Source organism: Pseudomonas sp. PDM02 (genome assembly GCF_014852285.1).
Classification (GTDB): Bacteria; Pseudomonadota; Gammaproteobacteria; order Pseudomonadales; family Pseudomonadaceae; genus Aquipseudomonas; species Aquipseudomonas migulae.
In genome coordinates, this window is sequence record NZ_JACVBL010000006.1 from 145,335 (window position 1) to 162,878 (window position 17,544).

The window sequence follows — 17,544 nt, forward strand, 5'->3', positions numbered from 1 at the left end:
AGGGCGTGAGGGGCTTGAGATCAACAAAAAATGTCGCGTTTTTGCACTTGTCTGACGCACGTTGCCGCCAGCTCTCCTTGTACTCGACACAGATGACAGGCCGATGTTCCCGAGGAAATCTGAAGTGTTAAAAATACCTGCACGTTCGACGCTTATGTCTGCCAACTCAAAGATAACTGCGATGGCGTCAACATCGGCGACGATAGCTGCGAAAAGGTCGGCTGAGCGATTTTTTGACTGTTTCGGCGGACCTTTTTAGAGGCCGCTTGCCGAGGCAGGTGTTGATATTTTTTTCCGGTCACAGGCTGTGCGGTTTTTGTGGGAGCGAGCCTGCTCGCGATGGCAATTTCAAATTCAACATCGTCGTTGGCTGACCATGCGCTATCGCGAGCAGGCTCGCTCCCACAGGTTTTGCATTTTTACCCAGCGATTCAGGCTGTCAGGCGACTGCCTCGGCCGGCGACACGATATTGGTTTTCATGCCTCGTGAACGTCCTGAGCTCAGATAGGCCGCAATCGACTCCTGCGTCACCTCCCCCAAAAACACCCGCTCGGCATCCATCACCGGCAACCACGAACGATTGAACTCGTACATCCGCGACAGCAGGATACGCAAATGCTCGTCGTACGCTGCCGTGGCATTGAACTCACGCAGGTACTGCGCGCAAGCCCCGGTCTGACGGTGCAGGTCGCGACGTCGTACATAACCGAGCGCCTTGTTCTCACCGTCCGTGACCACGACATAACGACGGTCATGTTCATCCATCAGCTCCAGCGCTTCAGCCACCGGCGTCTCCGGGCTGACGGACGGTGCGTTGTCCGCCGCGTCTTCGGCCTTCACCAGCAACAGACGCTTGAGCGTGCTGTCCTGGCCGACGAAGTTGCTGACAAAGTCGTCCGCCGGGTGCGCCAGCAGCGTGTCCGGGTGATCGATCTGCAACAGCTTGCCGGCGCGGAAGATTGCAATCTTGTCGCCCAGCTTGATCGCTTCGTCGATGTCGTGGCTGACCATGATCACGGTCTTGTTCAGTGCCCGTTGCATCTCGAAGAACTCGTTCTGGATCATCTCGCGGTTGATAGGGTCGACCGCGCCGAACGGTTCATCCATCAACAGCAACGGTGCATCCGCCGCCAGTGCGCGAATCACGCCGATCCGTTGCTGCTGACCACCGGACAATTCTCGCGGATAACGATTCAAATACTGCTTGGGCTCCAGCTTGATCATGCTCATCAACTCGCGGGCGCGGTCGTGGCACTTCTGTTTGTCCCAGCCCAGCAGGCGCGGAACGATGGTGATGTTTTCCTCGATGGTCATGTTCGGGAACAGACCGATCTGCTGGATCACGTAACCGATGTTGCGACGCAGGGTCACTTCGTCGAGGTCGGTGGTGTCTTCGCCGTTGATCAGGATCTTGCCCGAGGTCGGCTTGATCAGGCGGTTGATCATCTTCAGCGTGGTGCTTTTGCCGCAGCCCGATGGCCCGAGGAACACACAGATTTCGCCTTCATTGACGGTCAGGCTGACCGAGTCCACGGCTTTCACATCTTTGCCGTTGCTTTGGAAAGTCTTGCTGAGGTTTTGAAGTTCGATCATTTGAGCAGTCCTTTTGGAGTCAGCGTGCGTTGCAGCCATTGCAGAAGCAGGTCGGCGAAGATGGCCAGCAGGCTGACCAGCACGGCGCCGACGATCAGCATCGACATGTCGCTGCGGCTGATGGAAGCGAGAATGAGGACACCGAGGCCACCGGCGCCGATGGTCGCGGCGATGGTCATTACACCGATGTTCATGACCACGGCGGTGCGCACGCCGGCGAGGATCACCGGCACGGCGATGGGCAGTTCGACCATGCGCAGGCGCTGGCCGAAGGTCATGCCGATGCCGCGTGCGGCTTCGCGAATGCCCGGTTCGACGTTGGTCAGGGCGAGGTAGGTGTTACGCATGATCGGCAGCAGCGAGTACAGAAACACTGCCGTGATCGCCGGCATCGGCCCCAGGCCCTGGCCGAATTTGGAGTAGAACGGCAGCAGCAGACCGAACAGTGCAATCGACGGCACGGTCAGCAGCACCGTGGCGCTGGCTTGCAAGGGGCCGGCGAGCGTCGGGAAACGTGTCATCAGAATGCCCAGCGGCACGCCGACCAGAATCGCCAGGGTCACGGCGATGCCGACCAAGGTGATGTGCTGCCAGGTCAGGTGCAGCACCAGCGGCCAGTCGAGATGGGAAAAGGCGTTGAGAAATTCCATGACTTTTCCTCCTTAGTTGATGGGGTGCTGGCGCAGGAAATCGGCAGCAACGGATGAAGGGCTTTCGTGATCGACATCGACCCGCGCGTTGAGCTGGCGCATGGTTTCGTCATCGAACAGCTCGGCCAGCGGCTTGATCTCTTGCGCCAGTTTCGGGTGGGCATCGAGGTAAACCTGACGCACCACCGGCGCGGCGGTGTAGTCCGGGAAGTAGTGCTTGTCGTCTTCAAGCAGTTTCAACTTGAAGGCGTTCAAGCGACCGTCGGTGGTGTAGACCAGGCCGGCGAACACCTGGCCGTTGCGCAGGGCGGTGTAGACCAGGCCTGCATCCATCTGGCGGATGTTTTTGCGCGTCAGGTTCATGCTGTAGAGGTCGACCATGCCGTCCAGACCGTCGGAGCGGTTGGCGAACTCGGTGTCCAGCGCGACCAGGTGATTAGTCTTCGCCTCAGCCTGCATCACCGTGTTCAGTTCGCTGATGGTGTTGATCTGCGGGTAGGCCTTCGCAGTTTTTTCCGGCAGGGCCAGGGCGTAGGTGTTGCTGAACTTCGACGGGGTCAGCCAGACGAGGCCTTTTTTCGCGTCGAGTTCTTTCACCTTGGCGTAGGACTGAGCGCTGTCGAGTTTTTCGGTGACATGGTTGTAGGCCACCAGTGAGACGCCGGTGTATTCCCACATCAGATCCAGTTGGCCACTTTCGTGGGCGCTGCGAGCGAGGTTGCTGCCCAGACCGCCAGTCACCTGGGTGTCATAACCCTTGGCGCGCAGGTACTGGGAGGTGATTTCCGCGAGCAGGGTTTGTTCGGTGAACACCCGGGCGCCGATGCGGATCACCGGTTTTTCAGCGGCTTGGGCGATTCCCGAGAACAGCAGAACGCAGCCTAGTAAAAAGCTTGATGTCTTCATGATTATTCCTTTGCCGAGGCTTAAGACGGGCGCAAGCCGCGTTCGAGCCAGAGGCGGCTGGCGAGTGTCACCAGGCCGTCGAGCAGCAAGGCCAGCAGGGCGGTGCAGGCCGCGCCGAGCAGCAGTTGCGGCTGATTGTTCAGGGCGATGCCGGGGAAAATCAGGCTGCCCAGACTGTTGGCGCCAATCAGGAACGCCAGCGGTGCGGTACCGACGTTGATCGCCAGCGCCACACGCACACCGCCGATGATGATCGGCACGGCGTTCGGCAGTTCGACCTGCCACAGCACTTGAGTCGGCGTCATGCCGATGCCGACGGCCGCTTCCTTGAGGGAACCCTGAACATTTTTCAGGCCTTCATAGGTGTTGCGCACGATCGGCAACAGCGAGGCGAGGAACAGGGCGAAGATCGCGGGGCCGCTGCCGATGCCCAGAATCCCCAGGGCAATGGCCAGTACGGCAAGTGGCGGCACGGTGTTGCCGATGTTGAAGATCTGCATGAAGCGTTCGGCGCGTCCCACCATGGTCGGACGGCTGAGGAAGATACCGGCGGGTATGCCCACAACAAGGGCGGCCAGCATGGAGGCGAGGACGAGAATCAGATGAGCTTGCAGGTAAAACAACAAATCGTCGCGGTACTGTTCGATCGTGTTGATGCCAATCCAGTGGACCAGCAGGGCCAGAAGGGCGACGACAACCGCACCTCCTGTCAGCCCTTTGCCATAGCGAATAGCCACAGGCGGACTCCTTTTTTCTTTGTCGGCGAACGCAGCTTCGTGTGGCAATGCCAGTCCTGGCTGCCGAAGTAAGCGTTCGCGAGAAGCAGCGCGTTCTATGCCTGCGAAGGGACATGAATCGAGCCATAAGCGCAGCCTCGTCAGGCTAACTTGCTGATTTTTCAGCCCCTGGGACGAGTGCCGTAACAGGGGAGTGGACGCCTCCACCTTTTAAAAGGTTCCATAATTAGCAGCAGATAGCCACCCTTGATGCCGACGCGTACCTGCCCGATGCCATAACACCCACCTGTAGGAGCCGGCTTGCTGGCGATGGAATCACCTCGGTTTGTCAGGTGCACCGAGGTGATGCGATCGCCAGCAAGCCGGCTCCTACAAAGATCTATGCGTCCGGGCGGGCGGTGGTCCGTGGCGGTCGGTTTGCGCTATACTCGCCGCCCTTTTTTGAATCACCGCCAGGCGATTTCCCATGACCAAACAGGCCGCCGAAGTCGCGAAACGCCGCACTTTCGCCATTATTTCCCACCCCGATGCCGGTAAAACCACCATCACCGAGAAGCTCTTGCTGATGGGCAAGGCGATTGCGGTTGCCGGCACGGTGAAGTCTCGCAAGTCCGACCGCCATGCCACCTCCGACTGGATGGAAATGGAAAAGCAGCGGGGTATCTCGATTACCACGTCGGTCATGCAGTTCCCGTATCGCGATCACATGATCAACCTGCTCGACACCCCGGGCCACGAAGACTTCTCCGAAGATACCTACCGCACCCTGACGGCAGTGGACTCGGCATTGATGGTCCTCGACGGCGGTAAGGGTGTAGAGCCACGGACCATCGCGCTGATGGACGTTTGCCGTCTGCGTGACACGCCGATCGTCAGCTTCATCAACAAACTCGACCGTGACATCCGCGACCCGATCGAACTGCTCGACGAAATCGAAGCGGTCCTGAAAATCAAGGCTGCGCCGATCACCTGGCCGATCGGTTGCTACCGCGATTTCAAAGGCGTTTATCACCTCGCCGACGACTACATCATCGTGTACACCGCCGGTCACGGCCACGAGCGCACCGATGTGAAAATCATCGAAAAGCTCGACTCCGATGAAGCCCGCGCACACTTGGGCGACGAGTACGATCGCTTCGTTGATCAACTGGAACTGGTGCAAGGCGCCTGCCACGAATTCAACCAGCAGGAATTCCTCGACGGCCAACTGACCCCGGTGTTCTTCGGTACCGCACTGGGCAACTTCGGTGTCGATCACGTGCTCGACGCCGTGGTCAACTGGGCACCGAAACCGCTGGCCCGTGTCGCCAACGAGCGCACCGTGGAGCCGGTCGAAGAGAAATTCAGCGGCTTCGTGTTCAAGATCCAGGCGAACATGGACCCGAAACACCGCGACCGTATCGCCTTCATGCGCATTTGCTCCGGCAAGTACGAAAAAGGCATGAAGATGCGCCACGTGCGCACCGGCAAGGACGTGCGGATCGGCGATGCCCTGACGTTCTTCTCCTCCGAGCGTGAGCAACTGGAAGAAGCGTTTGCCGGCGACATCATCGGCCTGCACAACCACGGCACCATCCAGATCGGCGACACCTTCACCGAGGGCGAAGTCCTGGGCTTCACCGGTATCCCGCACTTCGCCCCGGAACTGTTCCGTCGCGTGCGTCTGCGTGATCCGCTGAAATCCAAGCAACTGCGCCAAGGCTTGCAGCAGTTGGCGGAAGAAGGCGCGACCCAGGTGTTCTTCCCTGAGCGTAGCAACGACATCATCCTCGGCGCCGTCGGTGTGCTGCAGTTCGACGTGGTCGCCAGCCGCTTGAAAGAGGAATACAAGGTTGAGTGCTCCTACGAGCCGATCACCGTGTACTCCGCGCGCTGGATCGATTGCGACGATAAGAAGAAGTTCGAGGAGTTCCGGGTCAAGGCCGTGGAAAACCTCGCGGTCGATGGCGGTGGTCACCTGACCTACCTGGCGCCGACCCGCGTTAACCTGGCGCTGATGGAAGAGCGCTGGCCGGACGTGAAATTCCGTGCGACGCGTGAGCACCACTAAGCGCTGAGCTGCAAAACCAAAAGCCCCGGTCGCGAAAGCACCGGGGTTTTTTAATGCCCGACACAAATCCCCCTTGTAGGAGCGAGCCTGCTCGCGATAGCGGAGTGACATTCAACACATTCATTGAGTGAAAGAATGCCATCGCGAGCAGGCTCGCTCCCACAGGGGATCACCGTTGTTAGTGGATTCGGAGATAACGCTTATTTCAAACCAATCTCCCTACCCAGGGCATTTCCCGTCCATCGTTCGGGTCCTATCCGGTGAATCCCGCCAAACTCAATACCGTCGGTCCACCACGTTTCACTTGCGATAAGGATGGAATCAGCCATGAACATTTTTCAACGCATTGTGTTGTTGCTGAAGGTTTTGGTAATGCTGTCGGTCGGCATGTCGGCGGCAGCGTGGGCTGAATGCCCGGATCATGATGAGCAGGCATCGAGCGGGCAGGTGACGCACCCCGGCATGATGATTGCCAAGTCCGAATCAGAGCCCGGTGATCAGGGGCAGGGCGGCAGTGCGGACGATGATGATACGACCACTGACGAGCCGGACAGTGATGAGGAAGAAGGGGCCTGAGTAGCAGGTAAAATAAAACCCCTTCGACCCGATTGACGCGCAATCGAACCAGAAGAGGTTTTTGAACAGAACACCTATCCCTTGTAGGAGCGAGCCTGCTCGCGATGGAGTATCAGTAACAGCCGTGTTGGCTGACACTCCATCGCGGGCAGGCTCCCTCCTACAGGTTTTTTCAGCCCGCTGTTATGCCGCGCCGTCGAGGAATTGCTCGGCGTAGTGGCAAGCCACCTGGCGGTTATCGAGAGGGCGCAGGGCTGGCTCTTCGGTTTTGCAACGGTCGGTCGCGTACGGGCAACGCTTGTGGAAAGCGCAGCCCGACGGCGGGTTCAGCGGGTTGGGCAACTCGCCGACGATCTTGATCTTCGGCTTGTTCGGGTCCGGGTGAATGGTCGGTGTGGCCGACAGCAACGCCTGGGTGTACGGGTGCAGCGGACGCTCGTAGATGTCGTTCTTCGGGCCCATTTCCACCGGGCGACCGAGGTACATCACCATCACGTCATCGGCAACGTGTTGCACCACGGCCAGGTTGTGCGAGATGAACACGTAGGCGGTGTTGAACTCTTGCTGCAGATCCATGAACAGGTTCAGCACCTGCGCCTGGATCGACACGTCCAGCGCCGAGGTCGGTTCGTCCGCGACCAGCACTTTAGGCTGCAGCATCATCGCGCGAGCGAGGGCGATCCGCTGGCGTTGACCGCCGGAGAACATGTGCGGATAGCGCTGGTAATGCTCAGGGCGCAAACCCACCTGCTTCATCATCGCCTGCACTTTCTCGCGACGCTCGGCTGCGCTGAGGCTGGTGTTGATCAGCAGAGGTTCGGCGAGTTGATCACCGACTTTCTGCCGAGGGTTCAACGAGGCGTACGGGCTCTGGAACACCATCTGCACGTCTTTGCGCAGTTGTTTGCGTTGAGCCTTGTCAGCCCCGGCGACTTCCTGCCCGGCGATTTTCAAGGAGCCGGAAGACGGCTCTTCGATCAGCGTCAGGGCGCGGGCCAGGGTGGATTTGCCGCAACCGGATTCGCCTACGACAGCGAGGGTCTTGCCGGCTTCCAGTTCAAACGACACACCGTTCAGGGCGCGTACGGTCGCATGGCCCTTGAACAGGCCGCGGGACACTTCGTAGTGACGGGTGAGGTCGCGGGCGGTAAGTACGACGGCCATTACGCCACCTCCTGGTTCAGCGGGTAGAAGCAGCGGGCGAGGCTGTTGCTTTTCGGGTCAAGGGCCGGACGCTGCGCGCGGCAGCTGTCTTGCACATACGGGCAGCGCGGCGACAGCAGGCAGCCTTGCGGACGGTCGTAACGACCGGGAACGATGCCCGGCAATGTCGACAGGCGTGAGGCGCCGAGGCTGTGTTCCGGAATCGCCTTGAGCAGCGCTTCGCTGTACGGGTGCGCCGGAATGTCGAACAGTTGTGGCACCTGACCGACTTCTACGGCCTGGCCGGCGTACATCACGCACACACGCTGGGCGGTTTCGGCCACGACCGCGAGGTCGTGAGTGATCAGCACCAGGCCCATGTTCTGCTCTTTCTGCAACGCCAGGAGCAGGTCCATGATCTGCGCCTGAATCGTCACGTCCAAAGCTGTGGTCGGTTCGTCGGCGATCAGCAGTTTGGGCTCGCCGGCAATCGCCATGGCGATCGCAACACGCTGGCTCATACCGCCCGACAGTTGATGCGGGTAGGCGTCCATACGGCTGGCGGCGCCCGGGATTTCCACTTTTTCCAACAGTTCGATGGCGCGTTTGCGCGCTTGCTTACCGGACATTTTCAGGTGCAGGCGCAGCACTTCTTCGATCTGGAAACCGACGGTGTAGCTCGGGTTCAGCGCGGTCATCGGGTCCTGGAAGACCATGGCCAGGTCTTTGCCGACGATTTGCCGACGCTGACGGTTGCTGAGCTTGAGCATGTTCTTGCCGTCGAAATTCAGGGCGTCGGCGGTGACGATCCCCGGATGCTCGATCAGGCCCATCAGCGCCATCATGGTCACGGATTTACCCGAACCCGACTCGCCAACGATGGCCAGTACTTCGCCTTTGTCCACGGAAATGTCGAGCCCGTCGACCACCGGAACGGCGTTCTTGTCGCCGAAGCGAACGTTGAGATTCTTGATTTCTAACAGTGACATTTGAATCTCCTCAGGCGGCGTTCTTGAGTTTCGGGTCCAGCGCATCGCGCAGGCCGTCGCCCATCAAGTTGATTGCCAGCACGCTGAGCAAAATGGTCAAACCAGGCAGACTTACTACCCACCAGGCGCGTTCGATGTAGTCGCGAGCCGAAGCCAGCATGGTGCCCCACTCAGGGGTTGGCGGTTGTACGCCAAGGCCCAGGAAGCCAAGGGCTGCGGCATCGAGAATCGCCGAGGAGAAACTCAGGGTGGCCTGAACGATCAGCGGCGCCATGCAGTTGGGCAGCACGGTGACGAACATCAGGCGTGGCAGACCGGCACCGGCCAGGCGCGCGGCGGTCACGTAGTCGCGGTTCAGCTCGCCCATCACCGCAGCGCGGGTCAGACGAACATAGGACGGCAACGAAACCACGGCGATGGCAATGATGGTGTTGATCAGGCCAGGGCCGAGGATGGCGACAATCGCCACGGCCAGCAGCAGCGAGGGCAGGGCCAGCATGATGTCCATCAGACGCATGATGGTCGGGCCAAGGATGCGCGGGAAGAAGCCGGCGAACAGACCGAGCAGGATGCCCGGGATCAGCGACATCACCACCGACGACAAGCCGATCAGCAGGGACAGGCGCGAACCGTTGATCAGGCGCGACAGCAGGTCGCGGCCCAGTTCATCGGTGCCGAGCAGGAACTGGATTTGCCCGCCTTCCAGCCAGGACGGCGGGGTCAGCAGGAAGTCACGGTATTGCTCGCTTGGGTTATGTGGCGAGACCCACGGCGCGAAGATCGCGCAGAAGATCACCAGCAACATGAACATCAGGCCGGCGACGGCGCCTTTGTTCTTGGAGAACGCTTGCCAGAATTCTTTGTACGGGGACGGGTACAGCAGGCTTTGATCGACTGTTACCGCTTGATTTGCAGTTGAAGCTGGAGTGGTCATGGTCATGATCTCAGCGCTGGTGACGGATGCGTGGGTTGGCGAAGCCGTAGAGGATGTCCACGATGAAGTTCACCAGAATCACCAGGCAGGCGATTAACAGGATGCCGTTTTGCACCACGGGATAATCCCGTGCGCCAATGGCTTCGATCAGCCATTTGCCGATGCCGGGCCACGAGAAGATGGTTTCGGTCAGGACCGCACCGGCCAGCAATGTGCCGACTTGCAGGCCGACCACGGTCAGTACCGGAATCAGCGCGTTGCGCAGGCCGTGCACGAACACTACGCGCGACGGCGACAGGCCTTTGGCCTTGGCGGTCCGGATGTAGTCTTCGCGCAGCACTTCGAGCATCGAAGAACGGGTCATCCGCGCAATCACCGCCAGCGGGATGGTGCCGAGCACGATGGCCGGCAGGATCAGGTGATGCAGGGCATCGAGGAACGCACCGACGTCATCGGCCAGCAGCGTGTCGATGAGCATGAAGCCGGTGCGCGGCTCGATGTCATAGAGCAGGTCGATCCGCCCGGACACCGGGGTCCAGCCCAGGGACACCGAGAAGAACATGATCAGGATCAGGCCCCACCAGAAGATCGGCATCGAATATCCCGCCAGGGAGATGCCCATCACCCCGTGGTCGAACAGGGATCCTCGCTTGAGTGCCGCGATCACCCCGGCCAGAAGGCCCAGGATGCCGGCGAACAACAGGGCGGCCATGGACAGTTCCAGGGTCGCGGGGAATAGAGAGCTGAACTCGCTCCACACGCTTTCACGGGTACGCAGGGATTCGCCGAGATCGCCGTGAGCCAGTTTGCCGATGTAGTCCAGGTATTGGGCATACAGCGGTTTGTTCAGACCTAGGCGTTCCATTGCCTGAGCATGCATTTCGGGGTCGACTCGTCGTTCGCCCATCATTACTTCCACGGGGTCGCCTGGAATCATGCGAATCAACGCGAAAGTCAGCAAGGTGATGCCGAAGAACGTGGGGATCAATAACCCCAATCGGCGGGCAATAAAACTAAACATCTTCTGGTGTACCTCATCAGCCGGTTAGGCGTGCCTGGTGTCCCTGGAGTCAGGGACACCGGGAGTTTTCTTATCTACTTCACCTGGGTGGTGGCGAAGTTATTAGTGGTGAGGGGGCTAATGTGATAGCCCTCTACGTTGTTGCGCATAGCGGTGAACATTCTAGTGTGCGCCATGCTGATCCATGGCTGGTCCTGGTTAAAAATAACCTGGGCCTGCTCGTACAGCGCTGCCCGCTCGGCCGGATCGGTTTTTTCGCGAGCCTGGTCGATCAGCGCCTGGAACTTGTCATTGCACCAGCGTGCATAGTTTTCGCCGTTCTTCGCGGCTTCGCAACTGAGCATAGGCGTCAGGAAGTTATCCGGGTCGCCGTTATCACCCGCCCATCCGGCGGAAACCATGTCGTGCTCGCCGTTTTTCGCGCGTTTGAGCATTTCGCCCCATTCCATCACGCGAATGTCGATCTTGATCCCGACCTTGGCCAGGTCAGCCTGCATCATCTGCGCGCCGAGCATCGGATTCGGGTTGGTCGGGCCACCACCGTTGCGGGTGAACAGGGTGAAGGTGGTGCCTTCCGGTACGCCGGCTTCCTTGAGCAGGGCGCGAGCCCTGTCCAGATCACGGGCCGGGTTTTTCAGGCTGTGGTTGTAGCCCAGCAGCGTGTCCGGGAACGGGTTGACCGCCACTGTCGCATTGCCTTTACCAAACAGCGCGTTGACATAAGCCTCTTTATCGAAGGCGATGTCGATGGCTTTGCGCACCCGCACGTCGCTCATGTATTTGTGCGTGGTGTTCATGGCGATGTACGAAACGGTCATCGCGTTCAGTTCATCGACGCTCAGTTTGGCGTCTTTCTTGATGCTCGGGATGTCATCCGGCTTCGGATACAGCGCAACCTGGCACTCGTTGGCCTTGAGCTTTTGCAGGCGCACGTTGTTATCGGTGGCGATGGCCAGGATCAACGAGTCAGCCGGCGGCTTGCCACGGAAGTAGTCCGGGTTGGCCTTGAAGCGAACCTGGGCGTCCTTGGCGTAACGCTGGAAAACGAACGGGCCGGTGCCGACCGGTTTGTTGTTGAGGTCGCCGGTCTTGTTCGCCTTGAGCAGCTGGTCGGCGTACTCGGCAGGGTAAATCGAGGAGAAGGCCATGGCGATGTCGGCCAGGAACGGCGCTTCGCGACGGGTCAGGGAGAATTTGACCGTGTTGTCGTCAACTTTCTCGACGCTTTTCAGCAGTTCCTTGAAGCCCATGCTTTCAAAGTACGGGAAGCCCACGCTCGACAGTTTGTGCCACGGGTGATTCGGGTCCAGTTGACGCTGGAAGCTCCAGACCACGTCGTCGGCGTTCATGTCGCGGGTCGGCTTGAAGTATTCGGTGGTGTGAAACTTGACGCCTTTGCGCAGGTGGAACGTGTAGGTCAGGCCGTCTTCGCTGATGTCCCAGGACTCGGCCAGTGCCGGAATCACTTCGGTGGTACCGGGCTTGAAGTCCGCCAGGCGGTTGAAGATGGTTTCGGCCACCGCATCGGCTGTGACTGCAGTCGTGTATTGAACCATGTCGAAGCCTTCCGGACTGGCTTCGGTGCAAACCACCAAGGGTTTGGCCGAGACGCCAACGGCAACACTCAGCAACGCGGCAGCGATGGCCGCACGTAGGGGAAGCATTTTCATCAAGAGCCCTCTGCAATCAGTTAAGGACAAAAGCCGAACGGTAGATTCGTCACTGAATCAGCCGTTCGGCGGGTGCATTACAGAACGTTGAACGGGATGGTGGTCACGAGACGGAACTCGTTGAGGCTGCCATCCGCCTGGTTTTCGCTGGCGCGGTGAGCGGTGTAGGTCGCGCGGATCGCGGTCGCCTTGAGCGGGCCACTCTGCACGGCGTACGAAGCACCGATGCCGTATTCGTAATGGTGCTCGCCGTCCATTCCTTTCACGTCGCCGTAGCCGGTGCTGTTGTAGTGAGTACCGTCGATGCCCCAGCCGCGCGCCTGGTAGATGTTGAACTTCAGGCCTGGAACGCCGTATTCAGCCATGTTCAGGCCGTAGGCGACCTGGAAGGATTTCTCGTTCGGGCCGTTGAAGTCCGACAACAGGGAGTTGGCCAGGTAGATGCCGTTGGTTTCGTGCAGGTAGTCGAAGTACTCGTTACCGTTCACTTCCTGGTACGAGAAGGTCAGGCTGTGAGCCTGGTGGGTCAGGCCGAACGACAGGGAGTAGGTGTCGTTGTCGATCTGGCCGAGCTTGGCTTTACCTTCGTCGACGGTTTTGTAGTAGTTCAGGCCGGTGGTCAGGCTCAGGATCGAGCTGTCGCCCAACACATGGCTGGCGCCGAAGTAGTACTGGTTCCACAGGTCTTCAGCCTGGGTGCCCCACAGACTGGTGGTCAGGCTGGCGAACGGCTGGTAGGTGATACCGGCGGTGTTGACGTGATCCGCTTCGGCAGTACCGTCGCCGTATTCGGAGCGGAACTTGCGCTGGCTCTGTTCGGTACGCGGCGAGTTACGGTCGAAGGTGCCGAGGTCGAAGGAGAGGTTTTCCAGCTCTTCGCTGTGCAGGGTCACACCTTCGAAGCTCGAAGGCAGGGGACGGTTACCGATGACATCCACTTGCGGGCTGCTGAAATTCTGGCGGCCGGCGGTCAGTGTGGTGTTGGAGACGCGTGCCTTGACGTTGGCCAAGCCCAGTTTGCTCCACTGATCAACAGCGTCACCGCCATTTTCAGTCAGCGTACGGTTGTTACCACGGCCGGAGCGACCTGGCTCAGGCGCACCGCCGTTGCCGGAGGCGAGGTCTTTACGGTCACGGTCCAGGGCAATGGCGTTGTAGGCGGCGATTTCGGTGCTGAAGCCTACGGTGCCTTCGGTGAAGCCCGAGTTGTACTTGATGATCGTGCCTTGCACCCAGTTGATGCGGCGGTCAGTCGTGTGAGTCTCACCATTTTTACGATAGTTGAGCGTCGCGCCCCGCTTGAACGACTCATTCGCATACCAGTTACGCGTGGAACCGGTGACCGATTGCCCTTCAACAAAGCCGGTGGCTTCGCTTTGGGCGCTCTTTTCCTTGACGGTGACCGGTGTGAAAGCCTGGCTCTGGGACTCAGCGTAGGCCGTGGCGGTAACGCTGCTGATGGCCAGGGCCAATAACGCGGTGCTGCTCAGTTTCATGGGTGAAGCTCCTTTCTTTCTTTTTTTATACCGGTCTTTTTTTGTGATCCGGCTATTGGTTTTGGAACTCATACAAGGCTTCGCAAACGTTTGCTGTCGGCCTGATCGGCAAATAACGGCAATACGCTTGCGTGAGGGCGGAATCCGCCCCCTGCGTTTTTTTGGCTAATCGGTTATTTGTCGATACTGACGCCCGAGAACACGTTGCGGCCGAAAGGACTCACCTTGAATCCTTCGACTTTGGCGCTTAACGGCTGGTTGACCGTCGAGTGAGCGACAGGTGTGATCGGCACTTGCTGCTTGAGCAACTGCTGAGCCTGTTTGTAAAGCACGGTGCGCTGGTCACGGTCGGTGACGACCTTGGCCTGCTTGATCAGTTTGTCGTAAGCCGGATCACACCATTGGGAGTAGTTGTTGCCGCCAATGGCGTCGCAGCTGTAAAGCGTGCCGAGCCAGTTGTCCGGGTCCCCATTGTCACCGGTCCAGCCAATCAGGCTGACGTCGTGCTCGCCATTTTTGGTGCGCTTGATGTACTCGCCCCATTCGTAGCTGACGATCTTCACTTTGAGACCGATCTTCGCCCAGTCTGCCTGGAGCATCTCGGCCATCAACTTGGCGTTGGGGTTGTAGGGACGCTGAACCGGCATCGCCCACAGGGTAATTTCGGTGCCTTCTTTCACGCCGGCAGCCTTGAGCAGTTCCTTGGCTTTTTCCGGGTTGTAGGCGGCGTCTTTAATGGTCTCGTCGTAGGACCATTGGGTCGGCGGCATGGCGTTTTGCGCCAGTTGACCGGCGCCTTGGTAAACGGCGTTGAGAATGCTTTGCTTGTTCACCGCCATGTCCAGCGCCTGACGCACTTCGAGCTGGTCGAATGGCTTGTGGCGCACGTTGTAGGCGATGTAGCCGAGGTTGAAGCCAGGTTTTTCGATGAGCTTGAGATTCGCGTCGTTCTTCAGCGCTTCGACATCGGCGGGACGTGGGTGCAGGGTGATCTGGCACTCGTTGGCCTTGAGTTTCTGCACCCGCACCGAGGCGTCGGTGTTGATGGCGAAAATCAGGTTGTCGAGCTTGACCCGGCTCGGGTCCCAGTACTGCTTGTTGCCGCTGTAACGGATGTTGGAGTCTTTCTGGTAGCTCTTGAACACGAACGGCCCGGTGCCGATCGGCTTCTGGTTGATGTCGCTCGGCTTGCCTTCGGCCAGCAGCTTGTCGGCGTATTCGGCGGACAGGATGGCAGCAAAGCTCATGGCGATGTTCTGGATGAACGCGGCGTCCACGCTGTTGAGCGTCATGACCACGGTCAGCGGCCCGGTCTTTTCGACCTTGGCGATGTTCTTGTTCAGGCTCATCCCGTTGAAATACGGGAACTCGGTTGGATAAGCCTTACGGAAAGGTTGCTGCGGATCGAGCATGCGATTGAAGGTGAACAGCACGTCATCGGCGTTGAAATCACGGCTCGGCGTGAAGTACTTGGTCGTATGAAATTTCACCCCTTCGCGCAGGTGAAAGGTGTACTTGAGGCCGTCTTCGGAAATATCCCAGCTCTTTGCCAGGCCTGGTACGACGTTGGTGGCGCCTTTTTCGAATTCTGCCAATCGGTTGTACAACGGCTCGGCGGCGTCGTTATCGGTCGCGGTCGTGTACTGCGCGGTGTCGAAGCCAGCCGGGCTGCCTTCGGAGCAGAACACCAGGCTGTTGTTGGCGGCCTGGCTGATGGAAGTGGCGGCCAGCAGGCCGGTGCCCAGCAATGCGGATAAAACCAAGGTATGGCGCATGACGCTCCCTTTTCTCTTTCGCTAAGTGTTTTCAATGCGCCGCTGTCCCGTCCGGGGACGTGGAGGCGTCATTGATCTCAAGCCATGACGTGCAGCAATAACCGAGAGCCCACGCGTGCACTGGTCAGAACCCGACGGTAAGAGCCGCGAGTCTGGCAGTAAATGCGTAGAGTCCTAAAGACTCGTAGGAAAGGGCAACGCGTCCGACGCCGCAGCTGTAATGCTCAGCGGAATAGGATGTAGGTTGTTTCCTGCTTTCTCGGTAGAAAAAGCAACGGCGACGTCAAAAACGTCGCCGTTGCCAAATCTTATTTGCTGACGCTAACGCCGTAGAAGGAGTTCAAGCCGAATGGGCTGATCTTGAAATCCTGCACTTCGTTGCGCATGGGTTGGAACACCGTCGAGTGAGCGATAGGTGTCATTGGAACAGCGTCTTTGAGGACGTGTTGCGCCTGCTTGTACAGTTCGGTGCGCTTGCCCTGGTCGGTCGTGCGCTTGGCTTCTTTGACGATGCCGTCGAACTTCTTGTCGCACCACTTGGAGAAGTTGTTGCCTTGCAGCGAGTCGCAGCCGAACAGCACGTTCAGCCAGTTGTCCGGGTCACCGTTGTCGCCGCTCCAGCCAATCAGCATCGCGCCGTTTTCGCCGCCTTTGGAGCGCTTGATGTACTCGCCCCACTCGTAGCTCTGGATTTTGGCCTTGATACCGATCTTCGCCCAGTCGGACTGCAGCATTTCTGCCATCAGCTTGGCGTTCGGGTTGTACGGACGCTGCACCGGCATTGCCCATAGAACGATTTCGGTGCCTTCCTTCACACCGGCTTCCTTGAGCAGCTCCTTGGCTTTCTCAGGGTTGTACGGAGCATCCACGATGGTGGTGTCGTAAGACCACTGGGTCGGCGGCATGGCGTTGACGGCCTTTTGACCTGCACCCTGGTAAACCGAGTCGATGATCTGTTGTTTGTTGACGGCCATGTCCAGTGCCTGACGCACTTTCAGTTGGGCCATCGGGTTCGGCTTGTCGTCACCCTTGATCTTGTCCATCACGTTGTAGGCGATGTAACCCAGGTTGAAACCGGCCTGGTCAGGCACCTTCAGGGTTTTGTCTTCTTTCAGCGCCTTCAGGTCGGCCGGACGCGGGAACAGAGTGATCTGGCACTCGCCCTTTTTCAGCTTCTGGATACGCACCGAAGGGTCGGTGGTGATGGCGAAGATCAGGTTGTCGATCTTGACGTCGTCAGGCTTCCAGTAGTCCTTGTTCCCGGTGTAGCGGATGTTGGAGTCTTTCTGGTAGCTCTTGAACACGAACGGACCAGTGCCGACCGGCTTCTGGTTGATGTCGGCGGCTTTGCCTTCCTTGAGCAGCTGGGCTGCGTACTCGGCGGACTGCACCGAGGCGAAGCTCATGGCCATGTTCTGGATGAACGCGGCATCTACTTCTTTGAGGGTGAACTTGACGGTGTGGTCGTCGACTTTATCGATCTTGGTGATGTTGGTGTCCATCCCCATGTCGGTGAAGTACGGGAATTCGGTCGGGTACGCCTTACGGAACGGATCATCCTTGTTAATCATGCGATTAAAGGTGAACAGCACGTCGTCGGCGTTGAACTCGCGAGTCGGCTTGAAGTACGGGGTAGTGTGGAACTTGACGCCTTCACGCAGGTGGAAGGTGTAAGTCAGGCCATCATCGGAGATGTCCCACTTGGTCGCCAGACCAGGAATAACGGCGGTGCCGCCGCGCTCGAACTGAGTCAGACGGTTGAACATGGTTTCGGCAGAGGCGTCGAAGTCGGTTCCGGTGGTGTACTGACCAGGATCAAAACCGGCCGGGCTCCCTTCGGAGCAGAACACCAGGTTAGTCGCCGCTTGGGCGAAAGGTGCGGCAGCTAACAAGCTGGCGCCGACTAAAAACGGAATGACCGCGTGTTTAAGCATGGTGGCCTCATGATTTGTTGTCATTTTTGAATTTGAGGACGACCTCGTGAGTCGTGCCTGCGGATACTT

The 17,544-nt window shown here is 59.0% G+C and carries 14 protein-coding genes; 2 read left to right on the forward strand and 12 right to left on the reverse strand.

All coding sequences use genetic code 11. The annotated features are described in order from the left end of the window. Positions 1–439: 439 nt before the first annotated feature. From IB245_RS12390 to IB245_RS12405, 4 genes are read right to left on the reverse strand one after another with little or no spacing between them, the layout of a single operon-like run. On the reverse strand, positions 440–1,594 hold the full coding sequence (locus tag IB245_RS12390) for a betaine/proline/choline family ABC transporter ATP-binding protein (RefSeq protein ID WP_008036261.1): 1,155 nt from the start codon (positions 1,592–1,594) through the stop codon (positions 440–442). Beyond that, the gene (locus tag IB245_RS12395) at positions 1,591–2,244 is read right to left on the reverse strand and encodes an ABC transporter permease (protein ID WP_192227713.1); all 654 of its coding nucleotides are present in this window, start codon (positions 2,242–2,244) and stop codon (positions 1,591–1,593) included. Before IB245_RS12395 ends, IB245_RS12390 begins: the two co-directional genes overlap by 4 nt. A gap of 12 nt (positions 2,245–2,256) precedes the next feature. After that, entirely contained in the window at positions 2,257–3,150 is an 894-nt protein-coding gene (locus IB245_RS12400; protein WP_192227714.1) for a glycine betaine ABC transporter substrate-binding protein, read from the reverse strand. A gap of 20 nt (positions 3,151–3,170) precedes the next feature. Next, entirely contained in the window at positions 3,171–3,887 is a 717-nt protein-coding gene (locus IB245_RS12405; RefSeq protein WP_192227715.1) for an ABC transporter permease, read from the reverse strand. A 466-nt stretch (positions 3,888–4,353) separates the two neighbouring features. Here IB245_RS12405 and IB245_RS12410 point away from each other — a divergent pair, with 466 nt between their 5' ends. Both IB245_RS12410 and IB245_RS12415 read left to right on the forward strand, forming a co-directional pair. Continuing rightward, entirely contained in the window at positions 4,354–5,937 is a 1,584-nt protein-coding gene (locus IB245_RS12410) for a peptide chain release factor 3 (protein WP_008024413.1), read from the forward strand. A gap of 327 nt (positions 5,938–6,264) precedes the next feature. Then, on the forward strand, positions 6,265–6,513 hold the full coding sequence (locus IB245_RS12415; protein ID WP_192227716.1) for a hypothetical protein: 249 nt from the start codon (positions 6,265–6,267) through the stop codon (positions 6,511–6,513). Between the two features lie 183 nt (positions 6,514–6,696). Here IB245_RS12415 and IB245_RS12420 read toward each other — a convergent pair whose 3' ends face one another. The 8 genes from IB245_RS12420 to IB245_RS12455 all read right to left on the reverse strand — a co-directional run bounded on the left by IB245_RS12420 (position 6,697) and on the right by IB245_RS12455 (position 17,475). Continuing rightward, positions 6,697–7,677, reverse strand: a complete 981-nt coding sequence (locus IB245_RS12420; protein ID WP_008024408.1) for a peptide ABC transporter ATP-binding protein — start codon at positions 7,675–7,677, stop codon at positions 6,697–6,699. After that, a complete protein-coding gene (locus tag IB245_RS12425; protein WP_192227717.1) occupies positions 7,677–8,645 on the reverse strand; it encodes an ABC transporter ATP-binding protein in 969 nt (322 codons plus the stop codon). Before IB245_RS12425 ends, IB245_RS12420 begins: the two co-directional genes overlap by 1 nt. A 10-nt stretch (positions 8,646–8,655) precedes the next feature. Continuing rightward, positions 8,656–9,579 (reverse strand): ABC transporter permease subunit, encoded by a 924-nt coding sequence (locus IB245_RS12430; RefSeq protein WP_192227718.1) that lies wholly within the window; start codon positions 9,577–9,579, stop codon positions 8,656–8,658. A 10-nt stretch (positions 9,580–9,589) separates the two neighbouring features. Further along, positions 9,590–10,600: an ABC transporter permease subunit gene (locus IB245_RS12435; RefSeq protein ID WP_008024401.1), complete on the reverse strand. Its 1,011-nt coding sequence runs from the start codon at positions 10,598–10,600 to the stop codon at positions 9,590–9,592. Between the two features lie 74 nt (positions 10,601–10,674). Continuing rightward, positions 10,675–12,270: an ABC transporter substrate-binding protein gene (locus tag IB245_RS12440; RefSeq protein WP_192227719.1), complete on the reverse strand. Its 1,596-nt coding sequence runs from the start codon at positions 12,268–12,270 to the stop codon at positions 10,675–10,677. Between the two features lie 77 nt (positions 12,271–12,347). Next, complete coding sequence (locus IB245_RS12445) at positions 12,348–13,766, reverse strand: OprD family porin (RefSeq protein WP_008036267.1); 1,419 nt, start codon at positions 13,764–13,766, stop codon at positions 12,348–12,350. Between the two features lie 173 nt (positions 13,767–13,939). Further along, positions 13,940–15,541, reverse strand: coding sequence for an ABC transporter substrate-binding protein (locus IB245_RS12450; protein WP_008024394.1), 1,602 nt, complete (start codon positions 15,539–15,541; stop codon positions 13,940–13,942). 308 nt (positions 15,542–15,849) lie between these two features. Further along, positions 15,850–17,475 carry an ABC transporter substrate-binding protein gene (locus IB245_RS12455; protein ID WP_008036270.1) on the reverse strand — a complete coding sequence of 542 codons (1,626 nt, stop codon included), beginning with the start codon at positions 17,473–17,475 and terminating at the stop codon, positions 15,850–15,852. Between the last annotated feature and the right edge of the window lie 69 nt (positions 17,476–17,544).